Origin of the sequence: Paenibacillus germinis, from assembly GCF_013141785.1 — a bacterium.
GTDB classification, from domain to species: domain Bacteria; phylum Bacillota; class Bacilli; order Paenibacillales; family NBRC-103111; genus Paenibacillus_E; species Paenibacillus_E phytorum.
In genome coordinates this window covers 32,796-52,583 of the sequence record NZ_WHOC01000198.1, presented here as the reverse complement: position 1 = coordinate 52,583, position 19,788 = coordinate 32,796, and the positions used below count along the sequence as shown (strand labels likewise).

General features: G+C 47.3%; 10 protein-coding genes. 8 read left to right on the top strand and 2 right to left on the bottom strand.

What is annotated here, in order from left to right:
* Positions 1-271: 271 nt before the first annotated feature.
* The 8 genes from GC102_RS38070 (at position 272) to GC102_RS38035 (ending at position 14,016) form a co-directional block, all read left to right on the top strand.
* Positions 272-1,099 carry an MIP/aquaporin family protein gene (locus GC102_RS38070; RefSeq protein ID WP_171694136.1) on the top strand — a complete coding sequence of 276 codons (828 nt, stop codon included), beginning with the start codon at positions 272-274 and terminating at the stop codon, positions 1,097-1,099.
* Between the two features lie 89 nt (positions 1,100-1,188).
* The gene (gene glpK / locus GC102_RS38065) at positions 1,189-2,700 is read left to right on the top strand and encodes a glycerol kinase GlpK (RefSeq protein WP_171694135.1); all 1,512 of its coding nucleotides are present in this window, start codon (positions 1,189-1,191) and stop codon (positions 2,698-2,700) included.
* A gap of 920 nt (positions 2,701-3,620) precedes the next feature.
* A complete protein-coding gene (locus GC102_RS38060; RefSeq protein ID WP_171694134.1) occupies positions 3,621-4,598 on the top strand; it encodes a sugar kinase in 978 nt (325 codons plus the stop codon).
* 29 nt (positions 4,599-4,627) lie between these two features.
* Positions 4,628-5,290, top strand: coding sequence for a bifunctional 2-keto-4-hydroxyglutarate aldolase/2-keto-3-deoxy-6-phosphogluconate aldolase (locus tag GC102_RS38055; RefSeq protein ID WP_171694133.1), 663 nt, complete (start codon positions 4,628-4,630; stop codon positions 5,288-5,290).
* Positions 5,291-5,353: 63 nt separating this feature from the next.
* On the top strand, positions 5,354-6,238 hold the full coding sequence (locus GC102_RS38050; RefSeq protein WP_171694263.1) for a DinB family protein: 885 nt from the start codon (positions 5,354-5,356) through the stop codon (positions 6,236-6,238).
* 210 nt (positions 6,239-6,448) lie between these two features.
* Positions 6,449-8,944, top strand: coding sequence for an RNA polymerase recycling motor HelD (helD, locus tag GC102_RS38045; RefSeq protein WP_171694132.1), 2,496 nt, complete (start codon positions 6,449-6,451; stop codon positions 8,942-8,944).
* Positions 8,945-9,676: 732 nt separating this feature from the next.
* Positions 9,677-10,819, top strand: a complete 1,143-nt coding sequence (locus GC102_RS38040; protein WP_171694131.1) for a GntR family transcriptional regulator — start codon at positions 9,677-9,679, stop codon at positions 10,817-10,819.
* A 191-nt stretch (positions 10,820-11,010) separates the two neighbouring features.
* Positions 11,011-14,016, top strand: coding sequence for an alpha-mannosidase (locus GC102_RS38035; RefSeq protein WP_171694130.1), 3,006 nt, complete (start codon positions 11,011-11,013; stop codon positions 14,014-14,016).
* Between the two features lie 120 nt (positions 14,017-14,136).
* Here the strand turns inward: GC102_RS38035 and GC102_RS39905 are convergent, their stop codons facing one another.
* A complete protein-coding gene (locus tag GC102_RS39905) occupies positions 14,137-14,262 on the bottom strand; it encodes a DUF6254 family protein (RefSeq protein WP_246321359.1) in 126 nt (41 codons plus the stop codon).
* Between the two features lie 146 nt (positions 14,263-14,408).
* Positions 14,409-18,959 carry a glutamate synthase-related protein gene (locus GC102_RS38030; protein WP_246321358.1) on the bottom strand — a complete coding sequence of 1,517 codons (4,551 nt, stop codon included), beginning with the start codon at positions 18,957-18,959 and terminating at the stop codon, positions 14,409-14,411.
* Positions 18,960-19,788 lie beyond the last annotated feature (829 nt).

Genomic DNA, 19,788 nt, shown 5'->3' with positions numbered 1-19,788 from the left:
TTAATTTAGCTGCGGAGCTTAGGAGAACAGCAAGTTTATTTCAAATTGTACGTTACCATGCGTGCATTTGGAATAACTTGCTGTTTTCTTTTTGTTCCCAGAAAAGAAGGCGGTGGAAATGAAAGCGTTTTAAAAAAAGGGTGGTTTAAATAAGGAGAGACTTTGATCTCCGATCAAAGCCCCAAAGCGGAGAAATTTTGACCTATGGTCAAAAGATCCCGAAAGCGGAGAGATCTCCGATCAAAGATCCCTATATTAGGAGGATAACAACATGAGTCCATTTTTTGGTGAACTGATTGGTACTATGATTTTAATTATTCTTGGTGGCGGCGTTTGTGCAGGAGCAAGCTTGAAGAAGTCGTATTCGAATAGTCCTGGCTGGATTGTTATAACAATGGGTTGGGGGATGGCGGTTGCAATGGCCGTTTTCGCAGTTGGGAAGTTTAGTGGAGCGCATCTGAATCCAGCGGTGACGATTGGCTTGGCAAGTGTAGGGGAATTCCCTTGGAAAGATGTTCCTTCATACATTTCAGCGCAATTGTTGGGAGCCATTGTAGGAGCGACTTTCGTGTGGGTGTTCTACTTCCCGCATTGGAAAGAGACGGAAGATCCAGCTACAAAGCTTGGCGTATTCTCGACGGGTCCTGCAATCAAGAACACAGGTGCTAATTTTATTAGCGAAGCTTTGGGTACGTTCTTTCTCGTATTTGGCATCATGGCGATTGGAGCGAATAAATTCGCAGATGGGCTCAATCCATTGATCGTTGGGTTTTTCATCTTAGCTATCGGCTTATCATTGGGCGGAACGACAGGTTATGCGATCAACCCGGCACGTGATTTGGGACCGAGAATAGCTCACGCAATCCTGCCTATTCATGGTAAGGGTGGCTCCAATTGGGGGTATGCTTGGATTCCGGTTATCGCTCCGATTATAGGTGGAGTTGCCGGAGCGCAATTTTATAAGATTGCTACCTCAGGAAATCAAACGCTTACAATTATAGTGATGGCTGTATTTTTCCTAGTTGCAATTATCGTTGGTAAAATGACTTCCTCTACCGAAGTGAATAGTCTGGTACTTAGACAGAAAAAAGCCGGTTAACAAGTAACCGACAAAAGAAAATATATTCCAATGTAAGTGTATCATAGATGAAATAAAAATTCTAATTATACTTTTGGAGGCTGATGACCATGGAAAAGAAATATGTGCTTTCATTAGATCAAGGAACGACGAGCTCTCGTGCTATCTTATTTGATAAATCCGGTGCCATTATGGGTGTTGCTCAAAAAGAGTTTACACAAATTTACCCGAAACCAGGTTGGGTTGAGCATAATGCCGAGGAAATTTGGGAGACGCAGCTTGAGGTGCTCAAAGAAGTTTTGATCAAAAATCATGTGCATCCGCACCAAATTGCAGCTATCGGGATCACGAACCAACGCGAGACAGCGGTTGTTTGGGATAAACTTACTGGCAAACCCGTGTACAACGCCATCGTTTGGCAAAGCCGACAAACCATGGACATTTGTAATGAACTGAAGGAACAGGGCTTTGATCCTACAGTGCGTCAGAAAACAGGACTGCTCATTGATGCTTACTTCTCCGGTACGAAAGTGAAATGGATATTGGACAACGTACAAGGCGCTAGAGAAAAAGCCGATAACGGCCAATTGTTGTTTGGCACCATCGATACTTGGCTTATCTGGAAATTGACCGATGGTAAGGTCCATGTGACGGACTATTCCAACGCATCGAGAACGATGATGTACAACATCCACGAATTGCAATGGGATCAAGAGCTGCTTAATATGCTGAATGTCCCTGCATCCATGCTGCCTGACGTGCGTCCTTCCAGTGAAGTGTATGGTGAGACGTCCAAAAGTTTGTTCGAAGTGCAAATTCCGATTGCCGGAATCGCTGGTGACCAGCAAGCGGCATTGTTCGGACAGGCTTGCTTCGAAGAAGGGATGGCCAAAAATACTTACGGCACAGGCTGTTTCATGCTTATGAACACGGGCACCAAAGCTGTTGCTTCCCAGAACGGACTGTTAACTACAATTGCATGGGGCTTGGATGGTAAAGTGGAGTATGCGTTGGAAGGCAGCATTTTCGTTGCGGGCGCTACGATCCAGTGGTTACGTGACGGTCTTAAACTTATTGAGAAGGCTTCTGATTCTGAAAAGCATGCAGCAGCTGTAGCTAGCACAGATGGCGTCTATCTCGTGCCTGCTTTTGTAGGACTAGGCGCACCTTACTGGGATATGGAAGCTCGGGGCGCGATCTTTGGGTTGACGCGTGGAACGACGCAGGACCACTTTATACGTGCAGCGGTAGAATCCTTGGCTTACCAAACGAAAGATGTGCTGGAAGCAATGGAAGCAGATTCGGGCATCCAATTACAAAAGCTGGCAGTTGACGGAGGCGCAGTGGCGAACAACTTCCTGATGCAGTTCCAGGCGAATCTTTTAGGCGCAGCTGTAGATCGCCCTCGTGTATTGGAAACGACAGCACTGGGCGCAGCTTATCTGGCTGGTCTAGCTGTTGGCTACTGGGCAGGAAAGCAAGATATTATCCAGAACAAAGTGATCGAGCGTACGTTCGAATCATCCATGGAATCTGCTGAGCGCGATGGGTTATATGAAGGCTGGAAAGCAGCGGTTCAAGCAACAATGGGCTATAAACAGAAGAAAGAGCAATTGGCCTAATCGAATAGATGCAAAGCATGGAGAAGAGAGTCACAATGTGGCTCTCTTTTTTTCTGTATATTTCAATGAAACGGACCACTCCAGAAAATCGATTTAAATTGATTGCTTTTGCTGCAATACACAATGAATCGACGGTCTTCAAAATACAAGAATAGCAGGATACTCCGGAGTGAGGTAGATGTATTGTTGTACAAATACAACTTGGACTATCGTGAACTCGGGGACTTTCAATTGCTAGGTACCCAACGAGGCGGATGTCCAACTGCTCGATGCCAACTAAAGTTGCTCAATTGATGCATGACTAAGTAGTGGTTGTTGTGGTTGCCTGAATGGCCCGAGTACTCCGAATGCTGCGATTCCGAAGAGATTATCCCTTGCCCACCGAACTGTTGTATTTTGTGCAACAATCCGGCGGTTTCTTTGGACAAATTGGCTTTTTGTTGTACCGCGTACAACAATTTGGTGGGAATCGCTCAGAAATAGGCGTTTTAAGCTCGAATTGTTGTACGATATACAACAATAGCAGGCTACTCCGGCGTAAGGAAGGTGTTTTGTTGCACAAAATACAGCTTGGACTATCGTGAACTCGGGGAATTTCAATTGGCGGGTACCCAACATGCGGCGGATTCTAACAGCTAGATGCAAATCAAAGTTGCCCGAATTGATGCATGTCTAAGTGGTTGTTGTTGATGCCTGATTGGCCCGAGTACTCCGAAAGGTACGTATCCAACAACTATTCCTAACTGGCCGATTGTTGAAATTATTCATCGAATGATCGAGGATCTTGGGCTCTTAACACGGTAAGTCAAGTCTGGTATAAACGCTCAACATGCACTATAATATGAGGTATATCGTTTATTTAAACGTTTCAATTAACTGGACACGCGCAGGCGTGATCGGGAAATGGATGGAGAGCTTCTATGACAGCAAATACACAATCGCATTCAGGTTCTGGCCCGGATATCATCACTTTTGGCGAAACGATGGCACTGCTCATGCCCTCCGGCGGCAAGGGGTTGGAATATTCATCTGAGCTTCACAGCTTGTTTGGTGGTGCTGAAAGTAATGTAGCTATTGGTATATCACGGCTTGGTGGCAAGGTCGGCTGGTTCGGGCGATTAGGCAAAGATCCATTAGGTCGCATGATTTTCAAAAAAATCCGTGGTGAAGGCGTCGATGTTTCACGTGCTGAGTTGACAGCAGAAGCTCCTACAGGGCTGATGATGCGTGAAGTACTTATGGGCAAAACGTCTGTCTACTACTATCGCAAAAATTCAGCTGCTAGTCACATGAGTGCGAAGCATTTGGATGAGGCTTATATCGCTGGGGCCAAAATATTGCATATCACAGGCATCACTCCTGCCTTAAGCGAATCTTGTAAAGAGGCGGCTTTCGAAGCTATTCGGATGGCTCGTAAGCATGGCGTCAAGGTCAGCTTTGATCCTAATTTGCGTTTGAAGCTTTGGAGTATTGAAGATGCGCGTCCTGTGCTGCTAGAACTAGCTAAGCTGTCTGATATTTTCTTGCCTGGTTTAGATGAACTGAAGCTGCTCTATCAGACAGAAGACTGGGATGTCATCGTAAGCAAGCTGCGTGAGCTGTCAGCGATATCCATCGTCAAAGGTGGAGAAAATGAGACGTACGTCGTAACCTCAAATAGCGTTACAGCAGTTCCTTATTTCAAAGCGGAGCATGTGGTTGATACCGTTGGAGCGGGTGATGGTTTTTGTGCGGGCTTTTTGGTTGGTGTGTTAAAAGAGTATGAATATGCGGAAGCCGTGCGTATCGGAAATCTTGTGGGCTCCTTGATCGTTCAGACCGAAGGTGACTGGGAAGGCGCTCCGACTTGGGAACAAGTGGATGCCGTACTTAACGATGTTAAACATATAGAACGTTAAAAGCTTGAAATAGAAGGGTGTAGATTCTAATGAAAAAGATTAAACTTATCCAACAAATATCAAGTGAAGGTGTCGTTGCCGTTCTACGTGGCGATACGCCAGAAGAAGTTGTGGAAATGGCTGATCAAGCCATTGCCGGCGGTATTAAGGTCATCGAGGTCACAATGACCGTGCCTTTCGCGCTGCGCGCTATCGAGGAGCTCGCGAAGCGCTACTCGAGCACAGCGCAGGACGCGGCCAAGTACGCGATTATCGGGGTGGGCACAGCCCTTGACCCCGAGACGGCGCGTGCCGCGATCCTCAGTGGGGCCGAGTTCGTCGTCGGCCCATCGCTTAACCCGAAAACGGTTGAGCTCTGCAACCGTTACAGAGTTCCCGTCATGCCAGGGTGCATGACGATTCAAGAGATTCAGACGTCGCTTGAGCTCGGCGTCGATATCGTCAAGCTCTTCCCGGGCAATCTATACTCGCCCGCGATGATTAAGGCCATTAAAGGTCCGCTGCCGCAGGCGAACATCATGCCGACCGGTGGCGTCTCGCTGAGCAACCTCGGCGAGTGGATCCAGGCCGGCGCCGTTGCTGTCGGCATCGGTTCCGATTTGACTAGCGAAGCCGTCAAAACCCGTAACTACAGCCTTGTTGCTGACAAGGCAGCTCAATATATCGAGGCCTACAAAGCGGCCAAAAAGTAGGAAATACGTACGCTCCGTCGAAATGATGACGGAGCTTATTTTTTTGATGAAAGGAAAAGAACTATGAGTCATGGCAAAGCGAGGCTGCTGCTGCAGGTCGATAATCTTCAGAAGTCGGTGTCTTTTTATACAAGACAGCTTGGTTGGGAGTTGGTGGAGGCAGAGCCTGCGGGCTATGCAGCATTGCTTCGCATTTGGTTGAACGATGAAGTTGTATTGATACAGAGAGGTCAGCTAACTAAGCAGGGGCATGAATTACAAGAGACTTATCTAACTCGTTGGTTGCAGCCTAATTCCACCAACCCGAAAGCGGGGGATCTCGTTTATATAGGGGTTAGCTCCGTTAACGAAGCGGAAAAAAGCTTGCAAGAAAATGGATGGAATGAACTGAGAAAAGAAGAAGAAACGGGGCATATTCGTAAAGTTTTTGTTCCCGCTATTGATGGGTATACCTTCGTTTTCTGGGAGGAACTATTTGCTTCGGATGATGAAATTATGAAGATGTACACTGATGGAATAGTTGAGTTGGAATGTGCCGTAGATGGCTTGTCTGATGAGCAGCTGAATTTAACGGAAGCACGGGGTAAATGGTCGATTCGTGAACAAGTGCTGCATCTAATTGATTTGGAATTAGTCACGATCCACAAAGTGAAATTTGCCTTAGCAGAGTCGGGGCGTACCTATCAAGGAAATCGTTTTTCGCAGGACGATTGGAGTGTTAGTCTTCATTATGCGACAAGGCCAATTACCTACGAAGTGCAGCTCTTTCGTAGTTTGAGACAGCATATCCTTGGACTATGTGAACATCTGCCCAGTGCACTTGAACGGACAGTTAAAACTACAAATAATCGCGAAGAGTCGGTTGCTAGATTGCTCAAAATGATGGCAGGACATGCTAGTCACCATGTACGGGCTGTGGAGCGTATTCGTGAACTTCATGGCTGTTAATTACGGCATTCTATATTATACAACGAGCAGAAAAACCCAAGCGCACAAGCTCTTGGGTTTATTTGTTGATTTTAGTCAAGCGAATTGATATGATAAAGAGTGATTAGGAAAAAATGTATTAAATAACATTATTATTCTAATATAATTATAGCATCAAGACAACCTTCATGTCAAATTTGCATTTTACATGGTCTGAAAAGAGGTGTTGGAATGAATCTAACTGAGCAGGATTGGTCAGATGAGGAACAGAGAGTTCAAGAAGTAACAGCAAAGATGCGCATAAGAATTACAGGGTTAGAAGATCAGGTCGGTAAGGTTCAATCGGATGTTGTCGAGATTCGGAAGCATTATTGGGATGAAGTCACGATGGATATGAGTACGACAGAAGACGCGGCAGAATCGATCGCAAGTATGCGGCAGCAAGCGGAGTTACTATCTGAACGGGAGCGTACGCATCGACAGGCCGCAGTAACTTTAGGCAAGTTAAAAAGACTTGTGAATTCCCCTTATTTTGGGCGCATTGATTTCATGGAACGAGAAGAGAGGCAAGGAGAAGCCATTTATCTTGGTATTGCTGCCTTTTTGAATGAGCAAGAGGATCACTATCTGGTTTATGATTGGCGAGCGCCCATATCCAGCCTTTACTACGATTATGCGCCTGGGGAAGTAGCCTTTACAACACCGAACGGCATGGTAGAAGGACAAATGCTGTTGAAACGCCAGTTTGTGATTCGCGACAGCCATATTCAGCTGATGTTTGATACAGGAGTGACGATCGGAGACGAATTATTAAAGCAAGTGCTCAGTCGAAGCTCTGATGCGCAAATGAAGACGATCGTGGCGACGATTCAAAAAGAACAAAATCGAATTATTCGAAACGACAAAGCGCGAATGCTCATCGTGCAGGGGGTTGCTGGCAGTGGGAAAACATCGGCTGCTCTGCAAAGAGTCGCCTACTTACTATATAAGCACCGAGATCAGCTGAGTTCAGATCAGATGGTGCTATTTTCACCAAATCCGCTTTTCAATCACTATGTATCCACGGTATTGCCGGAATTAGGCGAAGAAAACATGCAGCAAACGACCTATCTGGCCTATTTGGAGCGCCGATTAGGTGAAGAATTTGATGTAGAGGACTCATTTACGCAATTGGAGTTTGTGTTAGCGAGGGGGCGTTCATCTGAAAATGGGGAGACGGCCCAGGAGCATATCCCACAAGGGGATGAGGAATGTGCTTATAATGCTCGTTTAAGCGGAATTCATTACAAGTCATCGATGGAGTTCCTTGCTGTCATACATGCTTATCAGGAGCGATTGATGCATGCAGATATGCTATTTAACCCTATTAAGTTTCGGGAAAAAGAAGTCCTGAGCGCAGCTCGATTGGTGGAGCGGTTCTACAGCTATGATCCGGCCATTCGGCTGCCGAACCGATTGGAATTGATGCGCGGCTGGATTCTGGAACAGCTAGAGCTCTTTGCAGAGCATCAGCTGGAAGAAGCTTGGGTTGAGGAGGAGATTGAACTTCTCAGTAGTGAAGAGTACCACCTTGCCTATTTGCGACTGCGTAAATTGGAGCGGGGGCAGGGAGACACATTTGATGATTTTGATCAGGAAAGGGTGCTGCTTGCACGCGACGTTATCAAGGAGCATTTGAAACCAGTGCGGAACGCTGTGAAGCGGCTTAAGTTTGTAGATCTGATAGGATTGTATTGGCAATTGTTTCGTGAAGAGATCCGTGAAGAGGAAACCATGCATGAAATGAAAGTAGGTCAGGGGAGTTCGATTGAGAATCAGTGGAGTCCTATAGAGATTCAGAGGAGTCCTGAGGAGAATCAGTGGAGTCCTATAGAGAATAAGCCGCCATATTGGTCGGCTATCTGCGAGCGGACGTTGAAGGAGCTGGCGCAGGCCAGGCTGCCGTATGAGGACGCGACGCCGTTCTTATACATGATGGAAGCGGTCTGCGGCTTCCAGACGAACGGCGCCGTGCGCCACGTCATCATCGACGAGGCGCAGGATTATTCCCCGTTTCAGCTGGCCTACCTGAAACGGCTCTTCCCGCGCTGCCGGATGACAGCGCTTGGAGATCTCAACCAGGCGATCTATTCGCACGCTTCTGCGTACAGCGAAATCGATCCGATCGCCGCTCTGTATGGGCCGGAGCAAACGGAGGTTATCCGTTTGCACCGCAGCTACCGCTCCACGCGCGAGCTCGTGGAGTTCACTCGGGGCATCGTGCTAGGCGGCGATGCCATAGAGCCCTTCACCCGCGGCGGCGCAAAGCCGCGGGTGATCAAGGTCAGCGATCGCAGATCGCTGCATAGCCTGCTGGCAGCCGAGATCGATCGGCTGCTAGGCGAAGGCTATGCCTCCATCGCGATCATCGCCAAAACCGCGAGCGAGAGCAAGCTCGCGCACCAAGCCCTAGAGCCCCAGCTGCAAGTGCCTCTGGGGCTCATCACCAAACATAGCCCGACCTTCGAGTCGGGCGTGCTCGTCATCCCTTCGTATCTGGCGAAGGGGGTAGAGTTCGATGCCGTACTCATCTATGACGGTTCCCGTCACCAGTACGGACATGAAACCGAACGCAAGCTGTTCTACACCGCTTGCACCCGGGCTATGCACGAGTTATGTATATTCTCGCTAGGCGAGTTAACTGGGTTTGTAGGGGAACATCTAACGGATGCGTATGAGTGCGTTTAATGTGACTTTTCTGCCTTACCTCTTTGGGATTAGAAAGGGGTGAGGCTTTTTTATGCTGTGATTCTTCCTGTTTCGAATATAATTTCGGAGTCATTCACCTCGTGATTCCAGAATCCATCTTCTCAGTTAAATGATGTTGTAATAAGTGCAACAATTGATGCTAAAATCTCACATCTGTCCCTCAGTTGTTGTATTATGTACAACAATTTGGTCCTATACAGGCGATTTCGCAATAAATGGGCTCGAAATGTTGTACAAACTGCAACTTCAAGCTGCAAAATAGTCTTTGGGCGTGTGAATTGTTGTAGAGAATACAACATTGGCAACCACGTTAGCCCATCAATCCTCACGAAAACTGAATGACTCTATTTTCCACCCTAAAGCAACTCTTTACCATGAAAAAAGGAGCTTCACATAATGAATAACCCTTCTGCAAGGTTTGCAAAAGGGTTATTTTTGTCCAATTCTCAAAGCATCATAGACTTTGAGTATAATTTCTGCTGGATCCATGATTTTAATCTCATAGGGGTGACTTTCTTTCGGACGAGTTTAAACAACATATATGACATATACTATATAACGAATTGTCGGAACTGAATAAAGTATCAAAATTTCTTTTTATCATACGAGGTTTGAACAGAAATGGTTTGGAAATGCTTAGGGCTATATGCTATATTTGATATGAGAACTTTATAACCATATATGAGAGTAATCTTGGAGGCTTGTAGTAGGATGAGCACAGACAGGGAACCGCTATATATTCAGATTCAAAACCATTTTAAAGAACTGATCAGCTCTAGAAAATTGCAAGAAGACGACAAGATTCCGACCGAGAAGGAAATTCTCGAACAGTTTAATGTTAGCCGGATCACTGTGGCCAATGCGTTGAATGAGCTTGCTCGTGAAGGTTGGATTTACCGCATTCCGGGTAGGGGGACTTTTGTTAAGGGTATCCCAGAAACTTATATTCCTACTGCAAAGACAGTTGCCGTTCAAACGCCGTCCGTTAATCACTCGGAACGTCCGAAGATCGGGCTTATCTTTCCATTCGTTGATGATTTTTTTGCTATCCGGCTGATTCGGGGCATAACTTCCGTTCTAGAGAATAGCGGCTACGCGCTGCTAATGATGTTCTCTTTTAATTCAAAGGAGCGGGAAAAGGAAATCATTCGGGATTTGAAAGATAAAGTAGCTGGCTTGATTATTTTTCCAGTGGATGCTGAAGTCTATAATGAGGAAATTATTACACTTAAAATGACGGACTATCCTTTCGTCCTCATTGACCGATATTTGCCTGGTGTAGAGACGAATACGGTTTATTCCGACAGCGCTTTGGCAGCCAAATTGGCCGTGGATCACTTGTGGGGCCTCGGTCACCGCAACATCGCAATTTGTTCCGATTCGCCTCAACCTACGGTATCCGTGGAAGATCGGGTGAATGGCTATATCAGCGCACTCAGGGATAAAGGCGAGATGATCAACCCAGCGTTATTCTTGACGGACTTTGCATCTCCACTCTCATCAGTTAATCCTGAGCACCCTCTGTACCGGTTTATCAAAAACCGGATGGCAACTGCATACATTGCGCTGAACGGAAACCTGGGTGTACACATTTTGTCCATTGCCAAGCGTGAAGGGCTCCGCGTGCCGGAAGATTTGTCCATTGTGACCTTTGATAATCCGAGTCCGATGATGGATGAGCTAAGTCTGTTCACCTATATCGACCAAAACGAGGGCGAAATAGGGGCTAGGGCTGGGGAGCTGATTATGGATACTATAAAAGGGAATCGAACCCAACTTAAAAATAGCAGAGTGGTCTTGGAGCCGAGATTGGTTGTCAAACAGACGTCGGGTCCAGTACTTCCACAAGAATAAGAGAACGAAAGAGACTGATCTCTGGCATTGCAGCCGAGGTCAGTTTTTTAGTTTGTATTTTTCTTATTAAAACATTGAAATAATTGATATATATGATATATTTGTTAGTGTTATATAGTTATAAGCTAACCAAGGTGTATTACATTAAACATTATCTTCATACATAATGATCAAAGGACGGTGCAGCATAAATGCCATACACCCCAATAAAGTTGGAAAACCTTAAGCAGACACTAAATCGAATCGAAAATCATATCTACGTGCAGGTAGCGCCTCTGTCAGCTATCGCATACGTAACGCAGGAGCCCGTATCCTTCGAGCAAAGAATGTCGGGACAGTGCCTTGAAGTTCGCCCGGGAGAGAAGTGGGGGGAGCTGTGGGACTGCGCCTGGTTTCATTTCCAGGGTCAAGTGCCGCGAGAGGCTGCGGGAAGCAAGGTCGTGCTGCTGATCGATGTCAACGGAGAGCTATGCCTTGTTGATGATGAAGGAACTCCGACGCAAGGGCTCACAAACGTGAACTCGGAGTTTGACTTAACGCTTGGCTTGCCTGGCAAACGCGTCGTGCAGCTCGCATCTAGCGCAACGGGGGAAGAAGTTATCGATCTCTGGGCTGACGCTGGCAATAACGATTTGTTTGGGCGTTACCGGAGCGGAACGCTGAAGGAGGCTCAAATAGCCATCTGCAGTGAGGAGACGAGACAGCTATTTTACGATTATGAGGTTCTGCTCGATCTGGCCAAGCATCTAGAGGATCAATCTGCAAGAAGAGCGCGTATCCTTCAGGCCCTTTATGACGTTCATCTATTGCTCAGGGATATGTCGGACGAGAACGTCGCGCAGGCTAGACGTATTCTGGCTCCTTCATTAAGCAAGCAGGGCGGGGATCCAACACTGACGGCTACCGCGATTGGACACGCGCATATCGATCTGGCGTGGCTGTGGCCTATTCGTGAGACTTACCGCAAAGGGGCTAGGACTTTTGCCACCGCACTGCGGATGATGGAACAGTATCCCGATTATGTATTTGGAGCCAGTCAGCCTCAACTATACGAGTGGATCAAGCGGCAGCATCCGAAATTATATGAAAAGGTCAAGCAGCGCATTGCGGAAGGGCGCTGGGAAGTACAAGGAGCTATGTGGGTGGAGCCGGATTCTAATCTTGCGGGAGGAGAAGCACTTGTAAGGCAAATCCTCTACGGAAAACGATTTTTCCAGCGGGAATTCGGTCAAGATATGAAGATGTTGTGGGTTCCTGACATCTTTGGTTATTCAGCCAGCTTGCCGCAGCTTCTGCAAAAGTCAGGAGTCGAATATGTGATGACGCAGAAGCTGTCGTGGAACGTCCATAATGATCATCCGCATCATACGTTTTTCTGGGAAGGGCTGGACGGAAGCCGCGTTTTGACGCATTTACCGCCAGAAGACACCTACAATGGCCCGGCGCTGCCAAGATCGATTCTTAAGGCCGAAAGGGATTATTTGGATAAAAACGTATCCGACCATTGCCTTGTCGTGTTCGGAATCGGAGACGGCGGTGGCGGACCAGGAGAGGAGCACCTGGAGCGCCTTCAGCGTGAGCAGAATCTCCAAGGGCTTATCCCGGTGAAACAGGAGCCTGCCCTGAACTTTTTCGAGAAGCTGGCTATGAATAAAGAGAAATATAAGACATGGAAAGGTGAACTCTACCTAGAGAAGCACCAAGGGACGTTCACCAGCCAAGCTCGCAATAAGCGATATAACCGGAAGATTGAGAAGGCGTTGAGAGAACTGGAATTCGCTGCTTCGCTTCATTTCGCGTACGGCAACGAATATCCGTCTGAGGAGCTTGACACGATCTGGAAGGAAGTGCTGTTGTACCAATTCCACGATATTTTGCCTGGTTCTTCTATTAAGCGTGTATTCGACGAATCCCTTGCACGATACGAAATTTTACTAGCTAGAGTAACGGAGCTAACCGATCAAATGTACCGCGGCTTTGCATCCTCCATAGGGACGCAGGGAGCAGAACGTCCCATGGTCATCTTCAACTCCCTTCCATGGGAGCGCAGCGAATGGATGCAGCTAGATAATCAATGGATACAGGTTACGACTCCTGCAATGGGCTATCAGGTTATAGATTCGGCAGCGTTATCGTCAGTATCCACATTCGAAGTGATGGCCCTGAACGATACACTCGAAAACGAGTTGATCAAGATAGTGTTCGGATCGGACGGAAGCATTCTATCGATCTTCGATAAAGAGTTGGGTAGAGAAGTCATCGCTTCAGGCGAAGCAGGGAATGTGTTATCCATTTATCACGATGACGGCGACGCTTGGGATTTCCCTGAGGATTATGCGGGAACGAAGCCTGCGCAGATGAAGCTTATGCAATCGAAGGCTTACGTCAGCGGACCTAAAGCGGTGGTTGAGCAGGAGTATCACTACGGCAAGTCGGTGCTCACGCAAAAAGTTGTTCTGACGGCGGGCAGCAAACGAATCGATTTTGAAACGGATGTCGACTGGCAGGAAGATAGCAAAATGCTGCGTTCGTCTTTCCTTGTCAACGTGTATGCCGATCAGGTTAATTGTGAAATTCAGTTCGGTCATCTCAAAAGACAGACTCACCGAAATACGCTGTGGGATTACGCGAAGGACGAAATATGCGCCCATCAATGGATCGACCTTTCCCAACCGGAATTCGGTGTCGCACTCTTGAATGATTGCAAGTATGGCTATAGTGTTAACGGCAACGTTATGGATATTAACTTGCTTCGTAGTCCATCGTATCCGGATCCAACTTGTGACAGGGCACGTCATCAGTTCGTATACGCTATATTGCCGCATGAAGGGGATTTCATCCAGGCAGAAGTCTTCAAGCAAGGCTATGAATTAAATGCTCCGATTTCCGCGGTAATGGCGAGTGCAGAAGAAGGCGGACTGCCGAAGAAGTATTCCGGCTTTGAGATTGAAGGCGCCAAGGTCATGATTGAAGCGGTGAAAAAAGCGGAGGACGAAGAAGCTCTCGTGGTTCGCTTTTACGAAACTTCGGGAGCGAATGGCGATATCAAGCTTTCGGTTCATCTTCCTCACCGAGAGGCAGTGCTAGCAGATTTGATGGAAAACCCATTGGAGCCACTGAGCAGCGATGACGGCCACTACCTGCTATCCTTTACGCCGTTCGAGATTAAAACCGTACTCATCCGTTTGTTACATTAAATGCCAAGCTACGCCGTCTAAGTGTGTTGATACCAAAGAGCCCGATAACCGCGTTTCACTAGAAACGAGATTACCGGGTTCTTTGTGTTGGTCCCTCTTTCAACGTGGGAGGGGAGTTACTTATTTCTTATGTTCCGCTTCGTACTCAATGGCGAATTCCTCCAGAGACTTCACCTTACCATGTGGATGCTGAGCTTGTTTGCGGCTTTTCCATGCTGCTTCATCGCGGCGTTTCGAGTGGCTCATAGCTAAAAACCTCCTATGGTATGCGGATGGGTGCTGCACTAATAAAATGCGATGGTTGAGCGTATTTTATGCACCCGATGCAAACTCTTTCCATGAAAAAAAGCTCCACAAGACCAGCGAAGGTCCTGTGGAGCTCTTTGAACGATCTATTCCGTAGCAACGGATTGGTCAGCTTGCATGTTGACCGGGGAGATACGGATGAAGTTAGCTTCAAGATTGCTTAGCAAACCTTCGATTTTTGCTGCTGCATCGGATTGACCGGATTTAGCAAGCTCAGCGTGGTAAGCTGTGAGCAATTCAGTAAGATCTTTTTTGCTTTGTACGCCAATGGTCTCAAGTTTAACTTTCGCGCCCTTGGCAATACGACGTTCGATTGCTGCTTGATCTAGACCCATTTCTGGCACGAGACGTTGGTAGATCACGCCACCTGTCATACCTGCGCAAATCCATGGACCTGGATCGCCCATAACAACGGCACGGCCGTTTGTCATGTACTCGAACGCGAAGCCTTTGAGGTTCGCACGAGCGGCAAGTCCGCCTAGCTCATCACGAAGTGGAGTTGTAATCTCTCCACCGAATACAACGTCTGCACCGGAGAAACGGATACAAGCGCGTGTATCTGCACTGCCTTGAATCAAGAACAAACCTTTTTGCGCGCCGTAACCAAAGGATTTACCAACGCTGCCGTTGATGAAGGTGTTGTTTTTGCCAAGTGATTTAACAATCGCAACTTTACCACCGAAGGCCATTTTACCAAGACCATCCTCAGCACCGCCATGAACAGTAATGTCTACGCCGCGAGCATTGAATGCAGCCAGACCGTTACCTGGTACGGAACCATCGATCAAGTTCAGAGCGACAGTCGGTAATTCATCGTAGCTGCCGTCGAAACGATCTCTTACACGATGGCTGGAATAACGAGCTCCGAGAATACGGGACTCAGCATCCACTTTGGACCAGTTGCGAACGATTGGAGCATCCGTAGCCAGGGATTCTGGGAAGAATTCTAGACCTTCTGCACCTGCAGCGATACGGATATCGGATGATACGGCCGCTTCTTCCATTGCTCTTTCAGCATCAGAGATGAACTGAAGTGGAGCCGGACGAAGGATGTCGGACAAGTCAATACGATCTACGTGGCTGATTTGTTCCAATAGATCAGAACGGCCAACGAGTTCTTGTAAACTTTTGAAACCAAGGGATGCAACAACTTCGCGTACTTCTTCACCAATACCACCAAACAAACGAACCAAGCTGTCTACAGCTACATCGAATTGACGAGGTACGAAACGGCGAAGACCTTTTTCTTCCGCTTCTTCCATGGAATCGATTTGTGTAGCAATACCAACGTGACAAGTATCTAAATGACAGCCGCGGCAAGTTGTACAGCCGATCGATTGCATTGCGATACTACCGAAACCTGCACGGTTTGCACCGAGCATAACCATTTTAACAACGTCAGAACCTGATTTCAGACCGCCATCGGACCACAGCTCAACGCGGTGACGAAGACCAGCTTCAATCAAAGCAACGTGAGCAAGCTTCGTACCGATCTCCGTTGGAAGACCAACGTGCGTCAAGGAGTGAATACGAGCCGCACCTGTACCACCGTCAAAACCGGAAAGGGTAATAACGTCAGCGCCTGCTTTCGCTACACCAACCGCAATCGTACCGATACCTGGTACAACCGGGATTTTAACGATAATTTTCGCTTTACGACCGCTGCCTTCTTTAAGCTCGGAAATGATTTGTGCCAAATCCTCGATCGAGTAGATATCATGGTTGTTAGAAGGAGAGATCAGGTCAGAACCAATGGTTGCGTTACGAGCTGCAGCGATTTTCGCTGTTACTTTGGAACCTGGCAAGTGACCGCCTTCACCCGGCTTTGCCCCTTGACCGATTTTGATCTCAAGGAAAGCGACGGCGTTAGCCAATTCAACGTTAACACCGAAACGTCCGGAAGCGACTTGCGCACCGCGCGTTTTTTTGTAACGGCCGAGCATATCTTTAATTTCTCCGCCCTCGCCGTTCATGGTAACCATGTTCAGGCGTTCACCGGCTTCAGCGTAGGCACGGAAAGCTGTTTCATTTTGTGAACCGAATGACATGGAAGAAATCAGCATCGGCAAGGAATGACCGCCAATGGAGATATCAACTTGTGACGGATCGAGTGCCTTACGGCCTTCGCTCAGTGCTTTGTCAATGTTGAATCCAGCAATGTGACGAATGGAAATCGGGTTCTTCTTCTCTTCTTCACGAAGTTTATCGCGGTAGTCACTATAAGGAGCAGCGCCTGAAGCGGCGTCGCCTAATGCTTTCCACATACGTTGGAAGAAACGGAAGTTTTTCGCTGCTTTTGCTTTTGGATTTGTGTAGTCTGTATAACGTAATTCGGCATCAGCTTCGAGTTGGGCAAAGCCAGTTCCCGCTTTTTCGCTGCCGAGGTAGTTCACGATATCTAATACTTCAGCAACTTCCGGATGGAAGCCGATGGAGGAAAAGAAACGTGTGTAACCGCGAAGCTCATGAGTACCGATCGTGGAAATAACTTTCTCCAGACCTTTAGTCAGTGCTGCATACACTTTACGTGCTGCTGCAGCATGGCCTTCTTTATCAGAAGCCGTTGAGAACAACAGGTATGGTGAGATTACGTCTGCGCCAAGACCGCAAGCTACAGCGATATCATGCAAGCTGCGAATCGCGGCGGAACGCAGGATCAAAGTAACATGGCGGCGCAAGTTGTCGCCGAAACCGAGTTTTTCCGCACGAAGTGCGATATCGATTTTGGAAACGGCAAGATGCGGTTCAAGCCATAAACGGTCATTTTGATGAGCTTCTGCATCGTCAAGAACGATCAGTGCAGCGCCATTGCGGGCAGCAGCGATAGCAGCAGCAGCTAGAGCGTCCAAGCCATCACTCAGAGAAGTTCCACGAGCGAAAGTACTGGAAAGCACGGCTACAGCGTTATCTCCTTGTGCACGGAACAGGGCCAACAATTGCTCATAAGAAGGTTGTGACAGGTGCTCTTCGCTATCTACACCATTCGTACCTTCGAGTACAAGTGGAGCAAGAAGCTCAAGGCGCAGGTTGTTATCTACTTGTGCATAAACAGGAGTACGAGTACCGGCAATGATACGTGTGGAGAAATGCTCCATCTCACGGTCACGGTCAATCGCAGGATTCGTAACAACAGCTACGCTTTCTTTAATGAAGTCAGGCACGTTCTGGCGTTCCCAAGCAAGAGCAGCATGAGGTGAATCGTGACCCAGGGAGCGGATAGGTTCTGCACCTGTTTCAGACATCGTTTCGATGTGTTGAATACCGTCACGGTCCCAACCGAATGCACTGTACAATTGGTCTGTAGCTACAATATTCTCATTAAGCTCAGCTTGAGTATCTGTTTTGACAGGATTCAGATATTTGCGAAGTCCGCCAATATTCAGACGTTTGCTAGCACGCTCGTACACTAAAGTTTGTACTTCATGGTAAGGAATAACTTGAACGTGTTCACCTGGTGTAAGCACAACGCCCACTTTTTCACCTGGTGCAATTGGTTTCGGATCAGCGACCATGTCACCAACCGTAATAACACCCTGCTCCGAGGAGAAGTACAAGGAAGTATCGCTCTCAACCATCCATACCGGACGAAGACCAAGCGCATCCACACTGAAAATACATTCGTTGCCATAACGAGAAACGATACCAGCAGGACCTTGTGCAAAATGGCCCCATACTTGACGGTAGTACACATATAAATCTTGAAGTTCCGGACGGAACTGTTTCATTTCATTAATAATAGGAGGGAATACCATTTCCATCGCTTCGAAAAGGGATAATCCAAAACGGTGAATGAACGTTTCAATCGTTCTGTTCATGTCTTGGGAGTCAGAACCGCCGCTTACCAGCGGTACGCCAACCATGTCTGCTTCAATACGAAGTTTCTTAACCGTGTTAATTTCACCATTGTGTCCGAGTAGGGAGAACGGTTGAACGCGGAAGAAGCTGGACAATGTGTTCGTTGAATAACGGTTATGACCAATGGTAACTTGGGAAGCGAACAAGGAATCACGTGTATCGTTAAAGTATTTAGGAAGGATGCTAGCAGCACCTAATACTTTGTAAGCAGATGTAACATTGCTTAGTGAAGCTACGTGAACGTTGTAACGATCTTCAATTGCGATGTGCAGTTCAAAAAGGTGATCGGCTACTTGGCCTTCCGTTTTGTTCGCAATCGCAGCAATTTGCCAGAAAGTAGGCTCATCGTTCATGCCGTTAGGGCCTAAAACGCTGCTATCGACTTGATTCTCTTGCTCGAGAATGATGGATACATCATGGGAAGCGAAGAGCTCGCGAATGCCATTTTGGATTTCGGTAACGGTCAGGTCAAGCTTGCGTGGAACAAAGATATGTCCAACAGAAAAACGGTTGTCGTAGGCAAGCTTGCCGTCAAGACCCGCATCTGTTAATTTCTTTTCCCAAAGAGCACGTGGAATATCCGTTAAAATCCCGCAACCATCGCCTTCACCGTTGATAAAACCCGAACGATGCTCCATTTTTACAAGGGCTTCAATCGTTTTTTGGATGTTATCACGGGAAGGGTGACCGTTCTTTTCAATAATACAAATAATACCGCAGCTGTCGTGTTCGGTTCCTAGTAGATCTTGAAAACGGCCTTCATTACGCATCAATTCATTCATTGCTCTGGTCAGTCGCCTGACCGTCACCTCCCATACATATTTAAACTCCTCTTGCACTACGCTTCTTGCATTCTGGCATTGATGAGCCCGCAACCCTAGCAATTTCAAGGAATTACCCACAAAGGGGTCAAAACCGAAATATGCAAGAATGTGAATAAAAATGCAATATTATTGAATAGCATACCAATTTCAAGGAAATAATCCCCTCGAAATGAGGCTCTAATCGACCTGTATTAAAGTAAGGCATCACACACAAAAATCGGCAAAGAAATTGTAAATCATGCCCTGAATTTCTAGGAAAATACGGTGAAAACAAGACATTTCGCGAAAAGGGTAAAAGTAATCTTAGAATAGCATGAAAAAGTTCATCCGACAATAGTTGCAGATCGAAATCACGAATGTAAGCGTTACCTTTTTTGCATACTGGTGAATAAAACCATATTTCTCATGGCTTGGGGTACTCTTAAAATACGAACGAACTACAATCCATATAGGATCATAGTTCGTTTCTGGGACATGTAGTGGTAGAAGATGGAGCTGTTTGAGCTTGTGGAAGTTGTTGCGATTGTGAGAATGATGGAGGCTTGAGCCAGGGGCTGGGCAAGGGCGAGAGCTAGGGCAAGAGCAAGAGCAAGAGCAAGAGCAAGAGCAGAGCCAGAGCCAGAGCCAGTGCAAGGGCAAAGCCAGGGCGAGAGCTAGGGCAAGAGCCAGAGCCAGAGCAAGGGCAAGGGCAAGGGCAAGGGCAGAGCCAGCCCTAGCCCCAGCCCCAGCAGACTGAGACCGAGACAAATTGCTGGGTTGGAGAGTTAGAGCAGCTATTGGTCATGGG

Coding starts and splice junctions, on each gene's coding strand:
- GC102_RS38070 (WP_171694136.1), top strand. CDS start 272: ATGAGTCCATTTTTTGGTGAACTGATTGGTACTATGATTTTAATTATT.
- glpK (WP_171694135.1), top strand. CDS start 1,189: ATGGAAAAGAAATATGTGCTTTCATTAGATCAAGGAACGACGAGCTCT.
- GC102_RS38060 (WP_171694134.1), top strand. CDS start 3,621: ATGACAGCAAATACACAATCGCATTCAGGTTCTGGCCCGGATATCATC.
- GC102_RS38055 (WP_171694133.1), top strand. CDS start 4,628: ATGAAAAAGATTAAACTTATCCAACAAATATCAAGTGAAGGTGTCGTT.
- GC102_RS38050 (WP_171694263.1), top strand. CDS start 5,354: ATGAGTCATGGCAAAGCGAGGCTGCTGCTGCAGGTCGATAATCTTCAG.
- helD (WP_171694132.1), top strand. CDS start 6,449: ATGAATCTAACTGAGCAGGATTGGTCAGATGAGGAACAGAGAGTTCAA.
- GC102_RS38040 (WP_171694131.1), top strand. CDS start 9,677: ATGAGCACAGACAGGGAACCGCTATATATTCAGATTCAAAACCATTTT.
- GC102_RS38035 (WP_171694130.1), top strand. CDS start 11,011: ATGCCATACACCCCAATAAAGTTGGAAAACCTTAAGCAGACACTAAAT.
- GC102_RS39905 (WP_246321359.1), bottom strand. CDS start 14,262: ATGAGCCACTCGAAACGCCGCGATGAAGCAGCATGGAAAAGCCGCAAA.
- GC102_RS38030 (WP_246321358.1), bottom strand. CDS start 18,959: ATGAATGAATTGATGCGTAATGAAGGCCGTTTTCAAGATCTACTAGGA.